This window comes from Halorubrum luteum, assembly GCF_054652935.1.
The window spans coordinates 2,563,655-2,584,238 of record NZ_BAAIGT010000002.1 but is presented as its reverse complement, the minus strand read 5'-3'; the positions used below and the strand labels follow the sequence as shown (position 1 = coordinate 2,584,238).

The window sequence follows — 20,584 nt, the reverse complement described above, 5'->3', positions numbered from 1 at the left end:
ATTTGGCGACAATTCACCTGATGTGATAGTTTATTATATTTAAAACACTGCCTTAATTCGGGCCCTTGGCTCTCTTCTCACACGATATCCTAAAGTCCAAGACGACTCTGTCTTGGATCCACTTACTGTTCCACAGCCACGTCGCTAAATACTGGTAGATGTAACGCTCATCCCGGTAGGCCGTAACATCAATTTCTCTGGTAGTTTAAGTATGATTCACGATGGACGATAAATCGGCACAGCTGTTCCTTCCACCACGTGAGCGCTCTCGAGAACCGCCATACTCTTTTTTTGCCAGTGGCTGGCGAAGTTCAGGGGTGTCTCGAAGCAATATCTTCAACGATATCTCAGCTCTTTTGAATGAGCGATTCGAGTTAAGAGCCGACTGAATTCAGTTAGCCGAGAGCTACAGCGAACATACTCCGGATTACTAACTCGTTCTTCTTGCTAGTAAAACCATGATACGCATCAGTTCGATCGTTCCACGAACACCGCCCGATCTCGTGGCCACCGGTCCGATCAGGTCGCGGTGGGGTCCCAAAAGGGGATAGATCTATGTCCGTAATCACGTCGAGCAACACGGGCTGGGTCATTCTCCTCTCGTCGCTGGTACTGTTCTCGGTCGCGGCCGTGCCGTTGTCGGGAGCGACGAATGGAACTGGCCAGGGTGAGGCGTTCAAGTCCTTCGAAGTGGAATTCAAGCCCGCAAATCCCGAAGCGCCCAATGACGTCGTTGTCCGCTGGAACCTGGCTGACGACGTAACGGACGTGGAACGGATCCGGCTCGGGTTCACAAGTGAGAACAACGACACGATCAACCTGTTCAGGCCGGGTGACACCAACGTTCCGAATCCGTTTACCGTCACGGCGGCGGACGGCCGGAACGGGAGCTCTGACATCGTCGTCGATGACCTCACCTCCGGAACGCTTCAGCTAAAAGTTCCTGTAGGTCACTGCGAGCGGATCGACGAGGTTCAGGTATTCGCGTACAGCGACGGCGAGACCGTGACGGAACCGGATATTCGAAAGGGGGTGAGTTGTGGTTCGGATACTGGCAGTGGGGCGTTCGCGGTGTCGATCGACCACTACGACGACACTGTGACAGCGGGAGAGAACCTCACCGTGACGGCGACGGTCGAGAACGCGGGCGAGACCGAAGCCACCAAAGACGTCCGGTTCCTGGTCGACGGCGAGGAAGTCGACGTAGTGGAGAACCTGACTCTGTCCGGCAACCAGAGCAAGGAGCTCTCGTTCGTCTACGAAACGGCCGACGATGACGTACCGGCGGTCTCGATCGCCGTAGAGAGCGACGACGAGATCGACGAACGAAATGTGACCGTCACCGACCCCGACCCCGCGTTCTTTGCAGTGTCGATCGAGAACGCGTCGGCCGAGGTGGCGGCCGGCGAGACCGTCGACGTCACCGCTCGTGTCGAGAACACCGGCGACCGCGTCGGGACGCAGAACGTCACGCTGGCGGGGTTCGACGGGACGATCCTCGACACCTCCGAGCCGCAGACGCTCTCAGCCGAGGAATCGACTTCCATAACTCTGGTCTGGACGACCGAGAGCACCGACGCGGGAGGGGGTAACGTTACGGTTCGGAGTGAAAACGATACTGATACCGCCGCCGTGACGGTCGATCAGCCGGCTGTCGAATCGATCGACGCGACGCTCGAAGAGACCGAGATCGAAACAAGCGAGGAAACGTTTCTCACCGTCGTGGCGACGTTTACGGACGGATCGACGCGAGACGTGACGGAAAACGCGACCCTCACCGCTCTCGATACGAACGTTGCCGCGGTGGTCGACGACGGAACGGTCACAGCCGAGAGTGACGGAACGACCGAGATCGAAGCCGTGTTCGGGAACGAAACCGACACTGACACGCTCACTGTTGAGGTGGCTGATTCCGACGACTCCGACCAGGACGGATCCGACGACTCCGACCAGGACGGATCCGACGACTCCGACCAGGACGGATCCGACGACTCCGACCAGGACGGATCCGACGACTCCGACCAGGACGGATCCGACGACTCCGACCAGGACGGATCCGACAGCGACGACGGCGACGGCGACGGTGACAACGGAGACGAGGACGGCGACTCCGACCAGGACGGATCCGACAGCGACGACGACGACGGCGCTGATGACGGCGACAACGGAGACGAGAACGGCGACTCCGACCAGGACGGATCCGACAGCGACGACGACGACGGCGCTGATGACGGCGACGACACTGATGACGGCGACGACGCTGATGACGGCGACGACGGCGACGGTGACAACGGAGACGAGAACGGCGACTCCGACCAGGACGGATCCGACAGCGACGACGACGCCGACGGTGACAACGGAGACGAGAACGGCGACTCTGACCAGGACGGATCCGACAGCGACGAAGAAAATTCTGGTGCCGACAGAGCGGACGATTCCGGGGAGATCGACGGGACGAGCGAGCCGTCTATCGTTGTCTCTCCGATCTTGGGATTCCTGTTACTCGCACCGCTTTTAGCGAAGCGCAAGCGCTAGGTCTCCGCTCTCGGACACACCCTCGGATCTCAAAAAAGCGGTGCGAGTTTCCCGCCCCACCGTGGGTGAGGATGAAGCGCGTCACTCGAGACATATTCCGTTTCCCTGATATTCCGTTCCACCACCTCTCCGATACCGCACCCGCCGTTCCCACGTGGTACCCGCCCATCCAGAACCGACCTTCCCAGTAACACGACTCCCGAAGCCCGGATTACGTGCTCGTGTCGACGGAGCCGTAGAAGCGCTACTCGTGGAGGCCGATGGCATCATTGACGAATGCAGGAAGTCGCTGCTGAATTCGAGTTCCGGAAACAGCACCGTCGATGCAGCTTGGCGGAGCTGTTTCGCCTCAGCTGTCCGAATCATCCGTTGACCAACACGGTCCAGCGTGACGGGTTCAGTCAGGTTCAGCAACTGCCGTTCAGCGCGGGGGATGTCAATGGGAGTTCTGACTGCGGTGGACGTACCTGCGGAGGCCGCCCACGATCAGCCGATCGACCCCGATGGCGAACAGGACGAAACCGCCGAGAAAGCCGGCAACGGACAGCCCGTCCGTGAGCGTGAGCGCCCACTGGAACTCGCCGACGACGATGACGAGCAGGTCGGTCACGTACAGGAACGTGGCCACGAACCGCTCGTAGGTCACTGCTGTGAGACCACCACCGAATACGACGAACCCGGCGTTCCGCGTGAACCAGCGGCGATCCGGCAGATCGCTCTCGAGGTCGTCGCTGACGGATTCGTACTCGTAGAACCGGTACGTACTGACCAGCGATTCCGACCGGATCAGCCACACGACGACGGCCACGATCCCGAGCCAGAGGAGGGCGTACAGTCCCGTCGTGAACGGATCCGGAACGATCGCCGGGTTCAGCAACTCGACCTGGGCTACCAGGACCGGCGTCGCGATCGTGACGAGGTGGTACACTAGCGCCACTTCGAGCAGGGTTTTGATCCCGTCGGTCTCCGGCCACCGAATCCGGGATTCGGGGATCGCTGACTCGTCGGTGTGGCCGGACTGGTCACTGAGGTAGTACTGGGTATCGTCGGACATGGATACCTGACGTATCGGCGTACGTGGTCTTTGGAAACCTGTCCCTGCTCGGGAACTAGGACGACCCATCCGATCCGGCCGCGCGGCGGATTCCGGTAAGAAATCGAGTACCCTCCGGTTTACCAAGCCACTGCCGGGATATCGGATCGACGAGCCAGTAATGCGCCGCAAGGGGTCGTTCGAGCTCTCGTCGCCGGTGGTCGACAGACTCGTCCCCACCGAGTACACCCACCGGATCAAGATGGCGTGCTCGGCGTTCTCGTTCTGGCTGGCGATCGTCCTTCCCGTGGTGTACCTGACGGTTCTCACCGTGGACTACGAGGGCGTCGATACGGGACTGCTGTTCCTCGTTCTCTTTGTCCTGAACGTGCTCGCACTGCTCGGCGGGCGCTCGTACCGCAACACCCTGTAACACCTCTGAGTGGTCGGTCACGAGCCGCTCGATGCGATATAAAAGCCATCCGCTAGACGATCGCGAGAAGGTTGTTGAGTACGAGGGCGATGCCGCTGACGATCAGGATGGCGAGCCAGACGTTGACGCCGACGGTGAGGACGCGGCGCTCCGGTGGCGGAACGCACCGGATCCGTTCGACAGCGAGGTGGAACATGATGATTGCCACGCCGACCACGATGAGATTCACGGTCGTCGTCACGAGCAGTCCCCGCTGGAGGAGCCACCGCATCACCGGGTTCGCCTCGACGGTGATTCCGTACTTCGCCACCGCGACCAGCGTCGTGAGCAGGTCGAGCGGCACCAACAAGAAGAGGGCGACGGCGAACAGGACCCACCACTGCCGGACGTCCAGCTCCACGTCAGTGGCGGTGTCGACCATGGCTCGCACCCTGTACGTTCGTGGGACCGAACGATAACCCTTCGGCATGGTCTGGGTCCCGTTTCCGTCGGCGTCGATGGGCGACGGAGCTGAACGTGGGGTCGAGCGTCATCGCTCGGTGATTTGCGGCTCGTTCCGGCGGCGGGGCTCCTGCTCGCGATGTTCCTCGTCTGGGGTGCTGGTCAGACCGTGCTTGATCGTCCAGACGATCCGGGTGATCACCAAGACCGTGCTGTGTCTACGCCGCCGAGGAAGAGGTCACTGCGCAGTTCGAGGATTTTGATTTCGAGATCCTCGTCTGTCGCTACGGAACAGCGCGCGAGTCCTGGGAGAGTGGCACATCCGCCGCGTCGCTTCGACGACTAACAGGGTTCTGATCGGTGATGGCGAGTCAGAATGAGATCGGTGTCGGTTGATCGATCTGTAGGATGGATGCCGAATATGCTGGAGTGAGTGACGGGTTTAGATCAGGGATCCGTCTGGAGCGGTTCGTGATGGAGCGGGTCAGCAATAGTGAACCGATGGGAGAGTATCCCCCGCTACGGTAGTACTCGTCGTAGTTTATGCTTCGAACGTCTCGAGGACGGTCGTGCTGTCGCTGTTGGGATCCTCCCAGAGGATGGTTAGTTCGCCGTCTGATTCATCTCCCTCGATGTAGAGAGTGTCGCCAGCATTGAACTCCCCGTTATCAAACTCATTATCCTCCGAGAAGTCATCCTCGGTGACATGTATCGCCACTTCACCATCTCCATCTTCAAACACGACCTCGTCAGCTGGGAGTGGTTCACCGCCATTGTGGAATATTACCCATCCGGCATCGCCGGTAGCTGCGCTGTCATTGTACTCTGCTTGCAGCTGCGCCTGCGGTGTATCCACGCCACCAGTACCAATACCGAGCACCACGCCGCCGATGACGGCGGCGAGGATCACCGTAATGGCGATCAGCAGCGCGACGCCGACGACCGGCGACACGGCACGGTCGTCCGTGAATAGTTTTATTGGCTTCATTTTATCTGTACTTTATCAGTTATTTACACATCGAACCGTTCGAGGACGGTCGTGCTGTCGCTGTTCGGATCCTCCCAGAGAATTACAATTTCTTCACTCGTTGTATTATGCTCAAGGGATTCTGAATTGCCTGCAGTCAGATCTCCGTCCAGCCTTTCATCAGCATCCACAACACCATTGATGACAATGTAATCCTCCGGAAGCGGTTCACCACCGTTGTGGTGAAGTTCATATTCATTAGTATCATCAACTTGTTCCAACTGCAGCTGTGCCTGCGGCGTGTCGACGCCACCTGTTCCAATGCCGAGCACCACGCCGCCGATGACGGCCGCGAGGATCACCGTGATGGCGATCAGCAGCGCGACGCCGACCACCGGCGACACGGCGCGATCGTCCGTCAAGAGTTTGTGTACGTTCATGTGTTGTTTGGTACACCGCCTGACGTGGATCGGGTACGTCCGCGCACACGAGCCGTGCGTCGCGCGACGACCAATCCGCATCGGGACGACCGATCATCAGTCGGTGTTACGTGTCCCCAGAACCCCCATCGGGTTTGTAAGTCGAATTATACGAATCGGATGGCGATGCCTGCGGGCCGGTAAACGACCCCTTGTGCTATCGACGACAACGGCTGCGGACCGTCGCTGGCACTCGAGACGGCTCCAGTCGATGGATAACTATCACCGACACGTGCGTCTTTCGAGCGAAACGATGACCGAAGCCTACGACCTGTTCGAGGACGACGAATCGGGGACGGAGGCGTCGACGACGGAGACGCTCTCGACGGGGATCGACGTCCTCGACCGGAAGCTCGACGGCGGCATCCCCGCCGGCCGAACGCTCGCGCTGCTAGCGTCGCCGGCGAGCCAGTCCGAGCTGTTCCTCTACGAGATGGCCACCGCCCGGGAGACCGTGTACCTGACGACCGAGCGGACGACGGCGGAGGTCGAAACCGAACTCGAACGAGCGGGAACCTCGCCGGACACGGTCGACGTTCGGCGGCTCGACGACGACCCGGTCGGCGGCGCGCGGTCGGCGTTGGAGGAACTCCCCGACGAGTCCATGCTGATCATCGATCCGATCAACCCGCTGGAGGCGGACGACGCCGACGCGTACCGCGCGTTCTTGAACGAGCTCAAGACGCGAACGATCGAAACCGGGGGACTCGCCCTGCTTCACTGCCTCGACGGGCGCGACGTGCCGTCCCAGCGCGACCGAACCGAGTACCACGCCGACGTCGTCTTCGACCTGGCCACGAAACTGCGCGGCGGCAGCGTCGAGAACCGTCTCTCGCTTCCCAAGTTCCGCGGCGGCGAGTCGCTCCCTGACGCGATCGAACTCGACTTGACCTCGGACGTCACTATCGACGTCAGCCGGAAGATCGCCTGACTGCTCGCGGACCAAGCTCCGCTCGTCAGCTGTTGTCCGGTTTCGATACGTTCGGGACGTACCGGCGTTCGCCCCACCGGACGTGTACTGATTCCCCTTCTCCACGACGTGGACCGAGTTCTCGTCCCGCAGACGTGGATCGTCAGGTGTCTCGGATTCGGTCGAATGCAAAGCCGTGTGGGACAGTGCAACGGCAGTACTCGGACGGATCTCTTGAGAAATCAAGACGCGAACGACGATAGAACCGCAGTCAAAGTGAGCGGAGCGATTCGTACGTCCTTACCTGAACCGCACGTCGACGTGCTCGACCGTCACGGAGACGCGCTGGGTTTCGATCTCGCAGGTCACCGTCTCGCCGACAGGTTCCTCGCAGTCGGCTCCCGTTTCGCCGTCGAGGAACCGGTACCACGACTCGACGCGCGGCGAGGTCATCTCGATGATGACGTTGGTCGCGCTGTCGTCCGCAGCGATCACCTCGGTTCCCGCGCTCCGCGTCTGGATGTCGACGGCGGACGTACCGCCGACGGGGCCGGCACCGTTCGGAGACGTGGCGACGATGGTGAGGAGCACCAGTTCGTCCGTCAGGACCGCGTTCGGCTCCCGGAGCATCACCGAACTCTCGCCGTCCTGGCGAACGAGCGCACCGCTGCTGTACGCGATGGTCGTCCCGGAGCCGGAGTCGTACACGATCGGATGCATCTCGACTTCGGTCGTGTTCTCGGGCGTCGGATCACCGACCGTGACGTTGATCCGTTCCGGCACCCCGAGCGACAGCGAGGCGTCGGCGAGCCTGATCTCGGTGCCCCTACTCGGTGCGCCGCGACGCGTCACGTCGTCGGTGTTCTCCGCGAGGACGGTGAACGACTGCTCGGCGTTCGTCGTCCGCTGGAACTCCTGGGCGCTGTCGAGCCCGACGAAGCCGGTCGTTCCGATGAGGACGATGGCGAGGACGACGACCCCGAAGATCAGCGCGAACCCGAGCAGTTCACTCTGCCCGCGGTCGTGGGCGCGTCCGCTGCGGTCGTGCTCGCACCGCTCGCGGTCGTGGTCACGCATTCCGCACCACCAGCCTCTCTTCCTCGTAGGCGATCTCGAGGTGTCCGCCGTCGAGCGTACCGACCTCGGCGACGTCGATCTCGGTTCGCGTCCTGACCGTGACCGTCACGTCGAGGTCGTGGTCGAGACTCCGGAGCGTGAGTTCGTAGTACGTCTCGCCGCCCGGCTGGTCGATCGCTATCCGGTAGGGACTCCCCCCGATGCGCTCCGGGAGCTGCGTGCGATGGACGACCGTCCCGTTCGGCCCGGCCGCGACCGCGAGCCTGTCGACGCTCTCGACGTCGCCGGCGAGGTCGTTGCCCACGACCTCGAGCGTCGAGTGTACGGCGCTCGACTGTTGGCTCGAAACCAGCGGAGCGAACGCCATCATCAGCGTGACCAGGAGCAGGGCCACGATCCCCAGGATCAACGCGTAGCTCACGACCGTCGAGACGCCGCGGTCGGAGCCCCTACCGAGGTCACTCATCGTTCTCCCCTCCATCGACCCGGAGCTCGGTCCGGTAAGTCAGGTCCGGCGACCGATACTCGACCGCTACTGTCGCCGTATGGATCCGGGCCTCGATCCGCGGCGATCCGGTCGTTCCGTAGCGGTCGTCCTCCGCGATCGACTCCTCGACGACCTTCCCGCTCACGGTGAGGTCATACGCTCCGGTGACGTTGTCGGCGTTGACGTACTGCACGGTGTACGGGGGGTCGACATCGCCGTCCCGGAACGACGTGAACGAACACGGTCCGGAACCGTCGTCGAACGTGCCAGCCGTCACGTTGACGGACGCGATCGACTCGATCGTCTCGCAGGTGTCGGTCGTCCCGTCCGGCGACTCGACGGTGATCGTGACGCCTTCGCCGTCCGCGGTGGCGTTGGCGAACAGTCGCCACGTCTCCCCACCGTCGCCCTCGATCTCGAGGGTAAAACAGTCGCCTCCCGGCGAACAGTCGTCAGTCGCGAGCGAGTCGTTGTGGATCCCCAGTTCGAACGCCTCGACGGTCGAGACGTCGTCGGCGACGGTCCAGTTCGATCGATCGCTCCGGTCGGACTGGACCGCGAACGATTGGTTCTCGTCCTGGACGATCCGACTCTCGAAGGTGACGTCAGTGATCGATGCGTTCGTCACCGCGTCGTCGCCGGCGTACTCCCGTCTCGTTAGGTCGTTCCACCGGTCGACGTCCCTCCTGAGGTCGCGTTCGATGTCGTCGTAATCGATTTCGGTATCGGCATTCGCGGCGATCAGCCCGGCGACAGCGCGGTCGACGCCGTGCTGGTACTCTAACGCCGCCCGCTCCTCGTGGAGGCTGTTGTCCGTCTGAGCGACGTGGACTCCGCCGTAAACGGCCGTGTTCAGCGCCAACGCCAGGACGGTGAGCAGGATCGCGATGCCGATCGCGGCGACGATCAACAGCTGCGCCCGGTCGTCCGGTCGGACGTCTACACTCGCCATAGGACCACCTCCACTCGGATCACGTTGTACAGCGAACCGTCGGTGTCCACGTTGGGTGCGTAAAACTCGTCTCTCTCGTCGACCGACGCGAGCGTCACGTTTTCGCGGGGAGTCTCGTTCGCGTCGACGAGGACGGTGTCGTCGTACAGGGTCACCGTCTCGACGACCCGCACCGCGTCGTCGCTCGGCGTGCCGGACTCGACCAGCCGCTGAGTCTCCCGGTCGCCGTTTTCGTCGCGATAGTGCAGATCGACGTTGTATCGGATCCCCGATCCCTCGAACATCGCGTCCAGCGACTCGCCGAAGGCCGTACTCGGACTGCGCGATACGTAGAATCCCTCCTCCTCGTCGGCCCCGTGGAACCGGTCCGCCGACTCGTTCCAGTACAGCAGCGTCGCCTTCAGGTTCCCGTTCGCGACGGCCCGGTCAAGGACGCCCTCGGCGAGTCCGACGTGTTGGCCTCGCAGTTCCGTATCCGCGGCGCTCGCCGTGTTCGAGGTCATCGTGACGGCCTGGAGCCCGAACGCGACGGTCGACACGAGGATGATCGCCGCGACGAACGCCTCCAGCGTGAACGTCTGGGCGCGGTCGGACGTGTGTTCCGTCGATTTCCGTTCCATGGTTACCAGACCCTCACTTCGAGAACCACACCAGTGTCGTCGGCGAAGAGCGCTCGCCGGCTCGTCGAGACTGACCGGTCGTCCGTTGGAGCCGGTCGTCCGATCGCGAACCGATCGGCACCGGATTCACACTCGCCGATCCACTCGTCGCTGCTGGGGTCGTCGACGGCACAGAGCACGGCCGAGTCCGGGCCGTGACTGGGTGCGTCCCGTATCGTCACGTTGAGCGAGTACCACGAGGGGACGCCGAGCCGATCGAGCGCCTCGTTCTCGTCGAAATCGAAGAACGCTCGCGTCGCGGATTCGTTCAGCTCCGACGGCGGCCCCGGCTCCGTGAGCTCGTCGTTCCCCAGCCCGCTCGTGATCCGATCGGCCACGACGGACTGCTCCTGGTCCTCGAACGGCAGGACCAGCTGCGGGACGAACACGGAGACGAACGTCACCGTGATGAGGAAGACGGCGATCCCGACGGCGAAGTCGGGGAGCGTCTGTCCGCGCGTGTCGCCGGCGACCGTTCCGGCCGTGTCCCCGCCCGACGTCCGGCTGTGGCCTTCCGAACGCTCCGGGGTTCGGGTCATGCAACCACCAACCAAACGCCGAGTGCGGCAGTCGAGAGCAACACCACGTACTTCACGCCCGATGCCACGTTCGCGTCGCGGATGTATCCGCAAACGAGCCCCGAGAGGATCGCCTGTAGGGTCACCGCGTGGAAGAACAGCAGCGACAGGAGCCCCATGTCCATGGAGACACCGAAGTTCTGTCCGCCGGCGCTGGTTCCGCCTTCGGCCTGCGCGGTCACCTCGGCCATGACGTCGACGAACTGCGCTTTCAACAGCGCGATCACGCCGAGCAGCGTCAGATACGTCAGGACGATGATCGCGACCTGCATCATTGCACGCTGCTTGCGGTCGCGCTCGATGTCCTCCTGGGTCTCGGTCGCCACTGCAGCCGTCGACAGGACCGTGGAGATCTGGCTCGAGATCTCCTGTGCCTTGCTGACGAGCTTCACCGTCCTGGCGAGCCGCGGAATGTGGTACTTGTTGTTGAACACGACCAACGACTCCTTGAGGTGCATCCCGTAGTTGCTCTTCGAGTGGATCGTCCGGAACTCCTCCCCCAGCTTGCCGGGCGTCGTGTCTGCGACCACCTTGATCGATTCGAGCAGCGTAAGCCCCGTCGCGTTTGCGCTCGCTAGCTTCCGGAGGTTCTCGGAGAGCCCGTCCAGGACGGCGCGCCGCCGTCGAACGTTCCACTCCCAGAAGACGGCGAAGGGGACACAGACGACGAACAGCGGGACGTACACGTAGACGACCGTCGACCAGACCGGGTGATCGATGACGCCGGCCCACGTGATCGGAACCGATCCGGTCAGGACCGCCACGGCCACGAACGCAACCGACGCCGGAACGGTGACCGCGAGCGTATACACCGGGTTGTCACGCAGGAAGACGTGCGGCTTTTTGAACACCTCCATGGCCACGTCGGTCCCTTCCCGGCTGGCGATCCGGTCGAAGACGTAGTACGTTCCCGTGAACTGTCTGATCAACCCGAGGTCCAGCGCGTTCGACTCCCGTCCGAAATCGAACTCCCCGACGTCGTCTTCCAGTTCGAGGTAGCCGTTCCCGTGTTCGTCCGTCCGGACCGTCGAGACGAGGACCAGGAACGCCAGTCCGAGCCCCGGGATCAGCACGTACACGGTCCCGTAGAGGAGCAGTTCCTGGCTTCCACCGATCATGTCCAGGATCACGAGAATGACGATCAGAAGCAGGGGGAACAGCGATATCGTGATGTACATCTCACTGAACAGCTCGAGCGTCTCGAGGGTGCGTTGCTGGTCCTCCTTTGCGTGACGGAAGTGAATGTCCTTCTTGTCCTCGAGGAACTCCGTCATGCTCCCGCCGCTGTCGATGATCGACAGCATGTCAGTGAAGAACTGACTCAGTTCGGCGCTCGGCGTCTGGACCGCGCGCCGCTGGATGGCCGTTCGGTAGTCCGTGTCGAAATACCGGGTTTCCTGGAGGATCGTTCGGAACTCCATCGACACTTCCCCGTAGGTGTCCTCCGATTCGGCCATCGTTTCGATGATCTCGATCTGGCTCATCCCCCCGAGCGACAGTGCGTACATAAACGAGACGGCGTCGGGTAGCAGCGTGTTGATCTCGCGTTTACGGGTACCAGCCCGGCTGTACGGGAGCGCGACGTAGCTGCCGAAGACGGCCGCGAAGCCGAGCGAGCCGAGCAGAAGCCCCGAAATCACGATCAGGAACGGAATCCGGCCGGCCTCGATCAGCGCCAGAAGCGTCGCGTTCGGGATCCGGACGCCGGTAAGCGCCCCGACCTCCACGATTCCGGTTTCGATCACTCCGAAAGCCACGGTGACGCCCAGCAGCCAGAACAGGAACCCACAGATCGTTCCGAACGCCAGCGCTCGCGAGAGGTACATCTCCACCGTCTGGTCCATGCGGGCCTCGGCGAGTTTGTCTTCGACGTTGATGACGAATGAATCGTTCTCGTCGAACAGTCTGACGTAGACGGGTCTGAACGTGTCCGTGAGAGTGTCGATGTAGCGTCGACGTCGCCATCCGTGCGCGGCCACCGGGTCTGTACTCATGTACTACCTCTCTTCCGAGGGTTCGGCGTTCGTTGGCTCGTCCGAGGGTTCGGCGTTCGTTGGCTCGTCAAACGCGTCGGTCACTCGACCGTCGTCGCAGTCAGTCGCTTTCGAGTCAGCCCCGGGCGTTTCACCGTTCCGTTCAACCGACACGAGCTCCGCCTCGGCTTCCGTCGCGGGTCCGATCCCGGACGTCATCTCCGTATCGCCCGTCGTCACGTCCTCGTTCGCCGTCGACGAAATCTCCTGATCCACCGGTGACGCGTTACCGGTGTCTTCCACGTCGACGGCAGTGACCCCACTGACGTCGACGTCCTCCAGTGCGGCGACGATCGCCTTTATGCGGGACTCGATGACCGAACAGCCAGCGGCCTCGAGGACTGCAGTCAGGTTCTCTTCGTTGATCTCTTCGCCCGTTTCGTTCAGTATACACGTCGCGTATGCGTATTCCATGATTACTCACGCTCCTTGGTTTCGTCCTCACTCGCTCCGTTGGCCGGTTTGCCCGTCGCTCCGGCGGCCGGCTCATCCGCATCGTATCCGTTCGCCGGAACGTCACCATCGTCGACGTGTGCGTCCGGCGTCGGTCGCTGTTCAGTCTCTCCGGTATCAACAGACCCGAGGGGGTGCGGTATCTCGGCTTCCGACGTCGCTCCGTCGGCCAGGAGTTGATCGTCGGCATCGCCGACCGACACCAACATCTGTGGGTCCTGTCCCGGTGTCGCGGTGACGTCGTCCGTGTGTTTCGTTCGGGAGAGCGCGTCGGTCAGGCTGCCAGCCTGCTTTCCGCGGTACTCCTCGAAGATCCGGTCTTCCGCCTCCGCGAGGATGCGCTCCGCCTCCGCGAGGACGTCCGATCCCGGATCGGGCCGTGGTACCAGCGCTTCCTTCACGGGATCGACGTCGATGAGCACCGACTCCATCTCCCGGAGACCTGCCAGACTCTCTTCGAGCCGCTCGTTGGCTATCATCGTCAGGATCGTCTCGGGATCGTTGATGAACGCCTGCAGCGTGGCGGCGACCTCGGTGTACGTGTTCAGCCCGTTCGTGATGAGGTACGCCAAGATGGTGCGGCGTTTGAACTGTTCCGCCTTGAGCTGCTCAGGAGTCCAACCGCGGTCGAAGGCGATCTCCTGGAGCTTCTTCGAGTTCCCGTGCTGGACGAACTCGTCTTCCTCCGGCTGCCACTGATACACGTCCTGGACGCTCACCTCGTCGTTCTCTGCGTCGTAGGAGTTGATCTCCGTGATCGTCTTGTTGCGCCGGACCTTCTGGCCCTGGACCCGGGTCTGGGTCTGGACCGAGATCAGATCCAGCGCCGTGAATAGCGTCTTCGAGACGTTGATCGGGTCGGTCGTGAACCGCTTCAACACCTCGTCGACCGTGTCGGCGTGGAAGGTGGTGTACGTCGTGTGTCCGGTCGACATGACCTGGAAGAGGGTTCGACCCTCTTCTCCCCGCACCTCCCCCATCACGATGTAGTCGGGCCGCTGTCGGAGCCCCGCCTCCAGGAGGTCGAACTCGTCGACGTCGCCGACGTTGTCCTGGCTGAACGACGGCCGGGTCACGCTGGCGATCCAGTTGCGCTGGGGGAGTTCGACCTCTCGGGTGTCCTCGATGGAGACGATCTTCGAGTTCGACGGGATGAAAAGCGAGACCGCGTTCAGGCTGGTCGTCTTCCCCGACGCGGTTCCACCCGCAAAGATCAACGACTTTTTGCTCTCGATACAGAGCCACAGAAACGCCATTTCGTCGAGCGAGAACGTCTTCCAGTTGATGAGGTCGACCGGCGTGAACGGGACGTCCTTGAACTGCCGGATCGTGTAGTTCGTCCCGTGGTCGGAGACCTCCTCGCCGAGCGTGAGCTGGGCGCGGGAACCGTCCGGCAGCGTCGCGTCGACCTGCGGCTGGCGCTTCGAGATCCCCTTTCCGGACCGCTGTGCGATCTTGATAACGAAGCTGTCGAGCTGGTCTTCCCCATGCCTGACGTTCGTGATCAGGTTCTCGTAGTCAGTGTGGTAGACGAAGACCGGGGAGTTGTACCCGTCACAGGAGATGTCCTCCACGTTGATGTCGTGTTTGATCGGGTCGATCCGCTCGTACCCGATGAAGTCGCGCCGGATCAGCCGGAGCACCTTCTGGACTTGGTACTCGGTGAGCCATCCCGAGTCCTCCGCGAGAACCGCGGGTTCGGGACGAGCCGAGATCCCCTCCAGTTCCGTGGGTTCGTCCGTCGGGTCGTCGTCCGGCTCGCGCATCGATTCGTCGTCCGGTTCCTCGGACGACGGTCCGAGCGAGTCCACGAGCCGCCCCAGTCGGTCGCGGACGGCTTCCCCGTCGTACCGCGGCAGGTTCTCGAGCAGCGACCCGTCCGTGGAGTTGTCGTCGGTCGCGGCCGGGCTACGCAGGTTGTACCGGTCGATTAACCACCTGGTCTCCTCCTCGAGTAGGTCCCCGCGCTCCTCCTCGGTGCCTCTGACGACGACGTCATCATCGGAGTACTTGATGCTCGTCCGGAGCTTGCCGGAGAAGAACTCGACGAGGTCCTGCTCGATCTCGTTGAGGTACGGTTCGACCACGTAGTACTTCTTCTCGTTTTCCGTGACCGAGTGGAAGATAACGACGAACGCGTACGGCTTGTCGACCCAGTATCGGTCCTCCTCGACGAAGTGTCGCTTTTTTGCCATCGGGACGGCTTTCTCCAGGTCGTAGCGGTTCGCGAGCGTCGTCAGTCCCTCGTCCGTCGAGAAGAACTCGTCCTCGTCCAGTTCAGGGTTGACGTTCACCGTCCGACGGTCCTCGATCTCGAGCAACTCCCGGGCGTTTTCCGCGCCCGCACTCAGCACCGACTCGACGTCTTCGGGATCGAACCCCAGATACGCCGCCGGATCGAACGGTTCGACCTCCCCGCCGTCCTGTGGGGGTCGGCCGTCGTCGTTGTAGTAGTACTCCCACTTGAAGTGCTCCCACGTGTACTCGCCTTTCGCTACCCGAGTCCTCACGATCCAGCTCTCGAAGGCGTGATCGAACCGTGCGCTCGCGGTCGAAGCCCGGCGGAGCCGGTCTTCGAACTCGACCGGCCGGCAGCCGAGGTACGCGACCGGGTTGAACGAGACGCGGTCCCAGTCGTCAGTGTTCGGAACACGACGGACGCCGTTGCTCGAGAACGGGAAGAACGTGTTCCGGTTCTCCTCGCGGTCGCCGTCCCGGTACACGGCCTCGACCTCGTCACCGTGTCCGTGTTCGCGCATGAACTCCTTCCACGTGTACTCCCCGAGGATAGCCGTGGGCGCGTCGGAGCCGTCTTCCGTACCCTCGTTACCGGAGAACTCGGCGAACTCGGTCACACCTGATTCGACCGTGTCCCCACTCATTGCCGGTCCCGTCTCGATGAACACTGTCTCGTTCGTCGGTTCGGCGCCCCGGTTCGTGGCCGAGTTCGCCATCTGTCATCCGCTGTCATCCTCCCCGACTACCGCTTCGTAGGGCTTTGTTACGGTCCGTTTGTAGCCCAACAGGCGAACACTTCTAATGTAGCTGCCTCGACGCGGATCGGTTCGTGCGGGGTTGTCTCGACGGTTCGGACTCCGTACGGCCCGGATACCGAGTGTCCGCTTAGACCCCTGTTCACATCGGAGGTGTCTCCACGGCGCGCTGTACCGCTGTGAAGCGAATCGTGGAGGTTTCAGTCCCGCTGGATCTACCGCACTGGTGACCCGACGATCTCGGCGAGAAACCGCTGACTACCGTGTCGTATACTCGGAATTACGAACCGGGTAGGGAGGCTGTTCGTTCACGTGCCACTCGGCGGAAGCGCGCGGGACGGACGACTCTCAGCACGTTCGTCGATACCACCGACGACCCGATCCGACGTGGCCGAGAAGATATGACGCAACAACGAACACCGGACGAACGAGGACTGAGATCGGATGGCCGAGCGGTGTCGCCGGTCGTCGGGACTGCGCTACTGATCGGGATCACGGTGATCCTCGCGTCGGTCATCGGCACCGTAGTGCTCGGCTTCGGTATCGGTCCGGCCGAGACTCCCCAGGTGACACTCTCGTTCAGCGTGGCCGACGACGGGGGTGATCAGGTCGTCGAACTGCATCACGAGGGCGGCGAGCCACTCGTTGCGGAGCAGATCGTGATACGGACCGACCAGGGCGACGAGTACGGCCTTTCCAAAGATCGGCTCGTCACTGGCGAACGGACAGAGATGGAGAACGAAGACGAAGTGGCGCTCGATCCGGACGAAGCAGAGCGGATCACTGTCGTCTGGCAGGACCCCAACAGCAGCACCGAGAGCGTCCTGGGAACGTTCAGACCGTAACGGAGGTCGGAGAGACACACAGCATGTCACGCGATGATACGCGCACGAACGACGGATCGTTTCTCGCGACCGACCGCGCCGTCTCAGAAGTCGTGGCCGTGGCGTTGCTGATCGCCATCGTCGTACTCGGGATGTCCACCATCGTGCTGATCGCCGGTCCGCAGCTGTCGGGAAGTCAGGCGGACGTCGAGGTTAGTCAGGCCGAGCGGGCGTTGACCCAGTTCGATGCCGAGGCGAAACGCGTCGCGACCGGGGGGACGTCGTCGCGGACCGTTGACCTCGGGCTGCGGGGACACAGCGGTACGCTCGACGTGGAACCCGAGAGCGGACACATCACGGTTGAGTACGGCGACCTCGTGGAGAACGAGAACCGGGCCGAGATCATGAACACGTCCATGGGAACCGTCGTCTACGAGAGCGGTGACACGACGGTCGGATACCAGGGTGGCGGCGTCTGGCGGAGCGAGGGCGAGGGGTCGGTGATGGTTTCGCCGCCGGAGGTCGTGTTTCAGGGCGGGACCCTCACGATGCCGATCGTCAAGAGCGAGCGAGGCGGGAGCATCCACACCGACGTCCAGATCGACTCGGGCGGTGCGTCCGAACCGCGGTTCCCGAACGAAGTAGAGGAGAACCTGACGAACAAGGTCAACAGCGGCACCGTCTGGATCACGATCGAGAGTCAGTATTACAGGGCGTGGGGGCAGTACTTCGAGGACCAGGTGAACACCCACGTCCTCTATTATCCGGACGAAGAGGAAGTGGTGATCATCTTCCACGGATCACGGATGCAGTTCTCCCCGGACGCGGGAATAATTGCGACGTCGGGGCCCGGTGAACTCCGCGTCCAGGGGGATGGTTCCTACATCGACAGCTACAACTCCTCGATCGGTCCGTACAGCGAAACCGAGGAATACAACGGTAGTGTCAGGTCGGCAGGCGACCTCAGGATGGAGGGCGGCTCCGAGGTCCGCGGGGACACGGAATCGAATAAACGCGTTGAGATGAGCGGCGGCTCCGTCATCACCGGTAACGTCAGCGCCGGTCAGGGGTGGCAGACCGACGGGGACTCGGAGATACAGGGGACGACCGATCACGACGCCGACGTTCCGATCCTCCCGCCGCTCGACCCGTACGTAGAGGCGAAAGCCGCCGAGCTCGTCGCCGACAACGAAAACAACGAGACCGACGTGATCCAGGACGAAACCCTCGATTTCGACAACGGAAACGAACTCTCGTCGGGGGCGTACTACCTGGAGGACATCACGCTGGAGGACGGCGAAACCCTGATTCTGAACGCGACCGGGGGCGATATCACGATCCTCGTCGAGAACTACGTGGTACTCGACGAGGGGAACATCGAGGTTACCGGCGGCGACGACGACGGAACCGTCCGCCTGATCGTCGCAAGCGAAGAGAGTTCCGGGATAACGATCCAAGGGACCGGCGGCGAGCCCGCCGACCACTTTTACGTCCAGGGGAATAGCCGGATAGCGGTCGAGAACGACTCGTCCCCGCGATTCCAGGTGCTCGGCCCTGCCCAGTTCACCGGCGGGATCAGAGCGTCCGGATCGAACGACGCACAGGTAACCGGAACGATCATTGCTCCGACACAGGGGGAGGGTTCCGGCCAGTTCATCGTCCGTGACGCCGAGCTCTTCGGGTCAGTCGTGACAGGAGACTTTTCGGCGGAGAACAACGCCGAGGTTCACTTCGATCACGCCATCATAAACGAGGAGATCCCGTTCGGGGAAGGCGTCTCCCTGCTCGAGTACCTCTACGTCACCGAACACCCGATCGAGATATCGGAGTCTTAGCCTTTCGAACAACGAGCTCAAACCAACAACGATCCATGAATCCAAGCATACTACCCACGCTCAAACGGCTGCTGACGGACGAGAACGACCACGTCGTCGTGTGTGAATGTCGACGATGCGGGACGACCGTCGACTCCACATCCATCCACTGCTCGAACTGCGGGCGCGACAGCATCGCTCGCTACGAGATCCGTTGATACCGCCGAGAGCGGTAGCGTCGCGCATCACCGTCCCACGCGGTCACCGTCAGTTCGCGTCGAAAGTTCTCGTTGTGATGCCTGTTTTCAGCATTTTTCGAGGTGGAGCCTCCGAGCTCAAGGAGCGAGGGCTTCTGACCAGTCGGAAGCACGAAGGCGAGTAGACCGGAGAAGACAGTGAGGCGCAAGCTCCTCGGGCCGTGCGACGGGCCTGCGGGCCGTGAGCGGTGCGATTGCGTGGGTACGTCGTCGACGCGGGTAACGGACGTGCGTCGCCAGCGACACGGCCGATCCGGTGCCAGTCGATCCGTGTTCCCGACAGACAGCCCCCTCGCTGGTTCCGTTCCCAGTATATCATCATTTCCGTGTTACATACTCCGGATTACTAACGCGATACCTCCGCTATGCGTTCAGTACAGATGAAACGAACAGTCGACCGACGTCGGTTCGTCGGGCTCCTGGGAGCGACGGGGATCGTGGGCACTGCCGGCTGCATCGGCGGCGCCGAACTGTTGGACGACGATCCCGGGGAGCCGGCCGCTACCACCAACGACGGGAACGGGGACGAACAGGACGAGAGCAACGCAGAGGAGACCGAGACGTTCGACTTCCCGCAGGGCGCGGACGAAAACGGGCTCGTGGTGGAAACGATCGTCTCGCGGGCGCGCAAACACGTGACAGAGACGGACCGGTATCGCGTCACGCAGGACCACGAAATCGACTACCGGAACGGAAACGTTGACACGACAACCATAACGTACGACGCCGGCGACGGGGCGGTCCACGAACGGGAGCTGCAGAACGACCTGGAGATCGACCGCTGGGTGACGCGGGACCACACCGTTTCCCGGTTCACCACAGGAAACGACGACCTTGATGCTCGAGGGCGGAGCGAACCCGCCGATCCGCTGATCGACTCGGACCGACGCTTCCACCACTACCCGTTCGAACGGACTACCGTGCCGATGCTCCTCGAGAGTACCTCCTTCGATTTCGACGGGATCGTCACGGACGACGAACGGTCGTACGCACGCTACACCGGCGACGTGGTCTGGACGGACGAACTGAAGCTCCGACGATGGAACAGCGCCCGCATCGCCCACCAGCTCCAGTCGATGTCTGACGGGAACGTCTCGGTACTGCTCGCCGAGAACGGCCGCATCCGGACGGTCGAATACGAACTCGTTGGCGAGGTGGCTCGACTGACGCACAACGGTCGTGAGGTGTTGGACACGGTGACGAGTGGCACCGTGCAGTTCGAGTACGACGACCTCGGGTCGTTGGCGGCGCCGGAGTGGAGCGAGACGGACGACTCGACCGACGTTCGGGAGTTCTCGGTCGAGGATCGGAGCCTCGGCCGCGTCTACGAGCTGTTTCGGGGACCGTCGTTGCCGGGATCGATGAACCTCCGGTACGCCGAGTTCTACGTGACGGCGCAGTTCGGCGAGGACCGGTACATCGCCCAGTACACCAAGCCAGACGATTTCGACGTCGGTGACCGCCTGTTCGTCGAGTTCGACGGCGAACTCTCCGTTGACCGGAGGTCGGGCTCCGGCGGGAACGCCCTCGTGGAGGCCGACCGTGTCGAGGTGAGCGTTTACCTGTACGCCCCCAGGGAGGGGCGCGTTCCGGTGTTCCACGAAACCGTCTACCCGTCGTAGCCGCGGGATCCAGACTCGTTCTAAAACAACCTGCGAG

General features: G+C 62.4%; 17 protein-coding genes and 2 pseudogenes. 7 read left to right on the top strand and 12 right to left on the bottom strand.

The window, feature by feature from the left end; all coding sequences use genetic code 11:
• Positions 1–255 precede the first annotated feature (255 nt).
• Together ACYQ0R_RS12795 and ACYQ0R_RS12790 are read left to right on the top strand one after the other, a co-directional pair.
• Positions 256–364 (top strand): annotated as a pseudogene (locus ACYQ0R_RS12795) (IS1595 family transposase); the annotation flags it as partial.
• 191 nt (positions 365–555) lie between these two features.
• Positions 556–2,535: a CARDB domain-containing protein gene (locus ACYQ0R_RS12790; RefSeq protein WP_459824396.1), complete on the top strand. Its 1,980-nt coding sequence runs from the start codon at positions 556–558 to the stop codon at positions 2,533–2,535.
• A gap of 436 nt (positions 2,536–2,971) precedes the next feature.
• Here the strand turns inward: ACYQ0R_RS12790 and ACYQ0R_RS12785 are convergent, their stop codons facing one another.
• On the bottom strand, positions 2,972–3,589 hold the full coding sequence (locus tag ACYQ0R_RS12785) for a hypothetical protein (protein ID WP_459824394.1): 618 nt from the start codon (positions 3,587–3,589) through the stop codon (positions 2,972–2,974).
• Positions 3,590–3,749: 160 nt separating this feature from the next.
• On the opposite strand from ACYQ0R_RS12785, the gene ACYQ0R_RS12780 reads away from it, so the two are divergent.
• The gene (locus ACYQ0R_RS12780) at positions 3,750–4,001 is read left to right on the top strand and encodes a DUF8028 family protein (protein WP_459824392.1); all 252 of its coding nucleotides are present in this window, start codon (positions 3,750–3,752) and stop codon (positions 3,999–4,001) included.
• 52 nt (positions 4,002–4,053) lie between these two features.
• Here the strand turns inward: ACYQ0R_RS12780 and ACYQ0R_RS12775 are convergent, their stop codons facing one another.
• The 3 genes from ACYQ0R_RS12775 to ACYQ0R_RS12765 all read right to left on the bottom strand — a co-directional run bounded on the left by ACYQ0R_RS12775 (position 4,054) and on the right by ACYQ0R_RS12765 (position 5,849).
• Positions 4,054–4,422, bottom strand: a complete 369-nt coding sequence (locus ACYQ0R_RS12775) for a DUF5658 family protein (RefSeq protein ID WP_459824389.1) — start codon at positions 4,420–4,422, stop codon at positions 4,054–4,056.
• A 561-nt stretch (positions 4,423–4,983) separates the two neighbouring features.
• Entirely contained in the window at positions 4,984–5,394 is a 411-nt protein-coding gene (locus tag ACYQ0R_RS12770; protein ID WP_459824386.1) for a type IV pilin N-terminal domain-containing protein, read from the bottom strand.
• Positions 5,395–5,453: 59 nt separating this feature from the next.
• Positions 5,454–5,849: a type IV pilin domain-containing protein gene (locus tag ACYQ0R_RS12765; protein ID WP_459824383.1), complete on the bottom strand. Its 396-nt coding sequence runs from the start codon at positions 5,847–5,849 to the stop codon at positions 5,454–5,456.
• 292 nt (positions 5,850–6,141) lie between these two features.
• Between ACYQ0R_RS12765 and ACYQ0R_RS12760 the strand changes: the two genes are divergently transcribed.
• Entirely contained in the window at positions 6,142–6,819 is a 678-nt protein-coding gene (locus ACYQ0R_RS12760) for an RAD55 family ATPase (protein ID WP_459824380.1), read from the top strand.
• Between the two features lie 279 nt (positions 6,820–7,098).
• Here the strand turns inward: ACYQ0R_RS12760 and ACYQ0R_RS12755 are convergent, their stop codons facing one another.
• The 8 genes and pseudogenes from ACYQ0R_RS12755 to ACYQ0R_RS12720 form a co-directional block, all read right to left on the bottom strand.
• Positions 7,099–7,875, bottom strand: coding sequence for a DUF7289 family protein (locus ACYQ0R_RS12755; protein WP_459824377.1), 777 nt, complete (start codon positions 7,873–7,875; stop codon positions 7,099–7,101).
• The gene (locus ACYQ0R_RS12750; RefSeq protein ID WP_459824375.1) at positions 7,868–8,341 is read right to left on the bottom strand and encodes a DUF7266 family protein; all 474 of its coding nucleotides are present in this window, start codon (positions 8,339–8,341) and stop codon (positions 7,868–7,870) included. The genes ACYQ0R_RS12755 and ACYQ0R_RS12750 overlap by 8 nt, the downstream gene beginning before the upstream one ends.
• A complete protein-coding gene (locus ACYQ0R_RS12745) occupies positions 8,334–9,314 on the bottom strand; it encodes a hypothetical protein (RefSeq protein WP_459824373.1) in 981 nt (326 codons plus the stop codon). Before ACYQ0R_RS12745 ends, ACYQ0R_RS12750 begins: the two co-directional genes overlap by 8 nt.
• Positions 9,302–9,934 (bottom strand): DUF7288 family protein, encoded by a 633-nt coding sequence (locus ACYQ0R_RS12740; RefSeq protein WP_459824371.1) that lies wholly within the window; start codon positions 9,932–9,934, stop codon positions 9,302–9,304. Before ACYQ0R_RS12740 ends, ACYQ0R_RS12745 begins: the two co-directional genes overlap by 13 nt.
• A gap of 2 nt (positions 9,935–9,936) precedes the next feature.
• Positions 9,937–10,512: a DUF7287 family protein gene (locus ACYQ0R_RS12735; RefSeq protein WP_459824368.1), complete on the bottom strand. Its 576-nt coding sequence runs from the start codon at positions 10,510–10,512 to the stop codon at positions 9,937–9,939.
• Positions 10,509–12,545 carry a type II secretion system F family protein gene (locus tag ACYQ0R_RS12730; RefSeq protein WP_459824365.1) on the bottom strand — a complete coding sequence of 679 codons (2,037 nt, stop codon included), beginning with the start codon at positions 12,543–12,545 and terminating at the stop codon, positions 10,509–10,511. The genes ACYQ0R_RS12735 and ACYQ0R_RS12730 overlap by 4 nt, the downstream gene beginning before the upstream one ends.
• A gap of 3 nt (positions 12,546–12,548) precedes the next feature.
• Entirely contained in the window at positions 12,549–12,998 is a 450-nt protein-coding gene (locus tag ACYQ0R_RS12725; protein WP_459824362.1) for a P1/P2 acidic ribosomal protein, read from the bottom strand.
• 23 nt (positions 12,999–13,021) lie between these two features.
• Positions 13,022–15,919: pseudogene (locus ACYQ0R_RS12720) on the bottom strand (type II/IV secretion system ATPase subunit); the annotation flags it as partial.
• A gap of 512 nt (positions 15,920–16,431) precedes the next feature.
• Between ACYQ0R_RS12720 and ACYQ0R_RS12715 the strand changes: the two are divergent.
• The 3 genes from ACYQ0R_RS12715 (at position 16,432) to ACYQ0R_RS12705 (ending at position 20,547) form a co-directional block, all read left to right on the top strand.
• Positions 16,432–16,875, top strand: coding sequence for a type IV pilin domain-containing protein (locus ACYQ0R_RS12715; protein WP_459824359.1), 444 nt, complete (start codon positions 16,432–16,434; stop codon positions 16,873–16,875).
• Between the two features lie 23 nt (positions 16,876–16,898).
• Positions 16,899–18,689, top strand: coding sequence for a DUF7289 family protein (locus ACYQ0R_RS12710; RefSeq protein ID WP_459824356.1), 1,791 nt, complete (start codon positions 16,899–16,901; stop codon positions 18,687–18,689).
• 616 nt (positions 18,690–19,305) lie between these two features.
• Complete coding sequence (locus ACYQ0R_RS12705; protein WP_459824353.1) at positions 19,306–20,547, top strand: hypothetical protein; 1,242 nt, start codon at positions 19,306–19,308, stop codon at positions 20,545–20,547.
• The last annotated feature ends 37 nt before the right edge of the window (positions 20,548–20,584 follow it).

Coding starts and splice junctions, on each gene's coding strand:
- ACYQ0R_RS12790 (WP_459824396.1), top strand. CDS start 556: ATGTCCGTAATCACGTCGAGCAACACGGGCTGGGTCATTCTCCTCTCG.
- ACYQ0R_RS12785 (WP_459824394.1), bottom strand. CDS start 3,589: ATGTCCGACGATACCCAGTACTACCTCAGTGACCAGTCCGGCCACACC.
- ACYQ0R_RS12780 (WP_459824392.1), top strand. CDS start 3,750: ATGCGCCGCAAGGGGTCGTTCGAGCTCTCGTCGCCGGTGGTCGACAGA.
- ACYQ0R_RS12775 (WP_459824389.1), bottom strand. CDS start 4,422: ATGGTCGACACCGCCACTGACGTGGAGCTGGACGTCCGGCAGTGGTGG.
- ACYQ0R_RS12765 (WP_459824383.1), bottom strand. CDS start 5,849: ATGAACGTACACAAACTCTTGACGGACGATCGCGCCGTGTCGCCGGTG.
- ACYQ0R_RS12760 (WP_459824380.1), top strand. CDS start 6,142: ATGACCGAAGCCTACGACCTGTTCGAGGACGACGAATCGGGGACGGAG.
- ACYQ0R_RS12755 (WP_459824377.1), bottom strand. CDS start 7,875: ATGCGTGACCACGACCGCGAGCGGTGCGAGCACGACCGCAGCGGACGC.
- ACYQ0R_RS12750 (WP_459824375.1), bottom strand. CDS start 8,341: ATGAGTGACCTCGGTAGGGGCTCCGACCGCGGCGTCTCGACGGTCGTG.
- ACYQ0R_RS12745 (WP_459824373.1), bottom strand. CDS start 9,314: ATGGCGAGTGTAGACGTCCGACCGGACGACCGGGCGCAGCTGTTGATC.
- ACYQ0R_RS12740 (WP_459824371.1), bottom strand. CDS start 9,934: ATGGAACGGAAATCGACGGAACACACGTCCGACCGCGCCCAGACGTTC.
- ACYQ0R_RS12735 (WP_459824368.1), bottom strand. CDS start 10,512: ATGACCCGAACCCCGGAGCGTTCGGAAGGCCACAGCCGGACGTCGGGC.
- ACYQ0R_RS12730 (WP_459824365.1), bottom strand. CDS start 12,545: ATGAGTACAGACCCGGTGGCCGCGCACGGATGGCGACGTCGACGCTAC.
- ACYQ0R_RS12725 (WP_459824362.1), bottom strand. CDS start 12,998: ATGGAATACGCATACGCGACGTGTATACTGAACGAAACGGGCGAAGAG.
- ACYQ0R_RS12715 (WP_459824359.1), top strand. CDS start 16,432: ATGACGCAACAACGAACACCGGACGAACGAGGACTGAGATCGGATGGC.
- ACYQ0R_RS12710 (WP_459824356.1), top strand. CDS start 16,899: ATGTCACGCGATGATACGCGCACGAACGACGGATCGTTTCTCGCGACC.
- ACYQ0R_RS12705 (WP_459824353.1), top strand. CDS start 19,306: ATGAAACGAACAGTCGACCGACGTCGGTTCGTCGGGCTCCTGGGAGCG.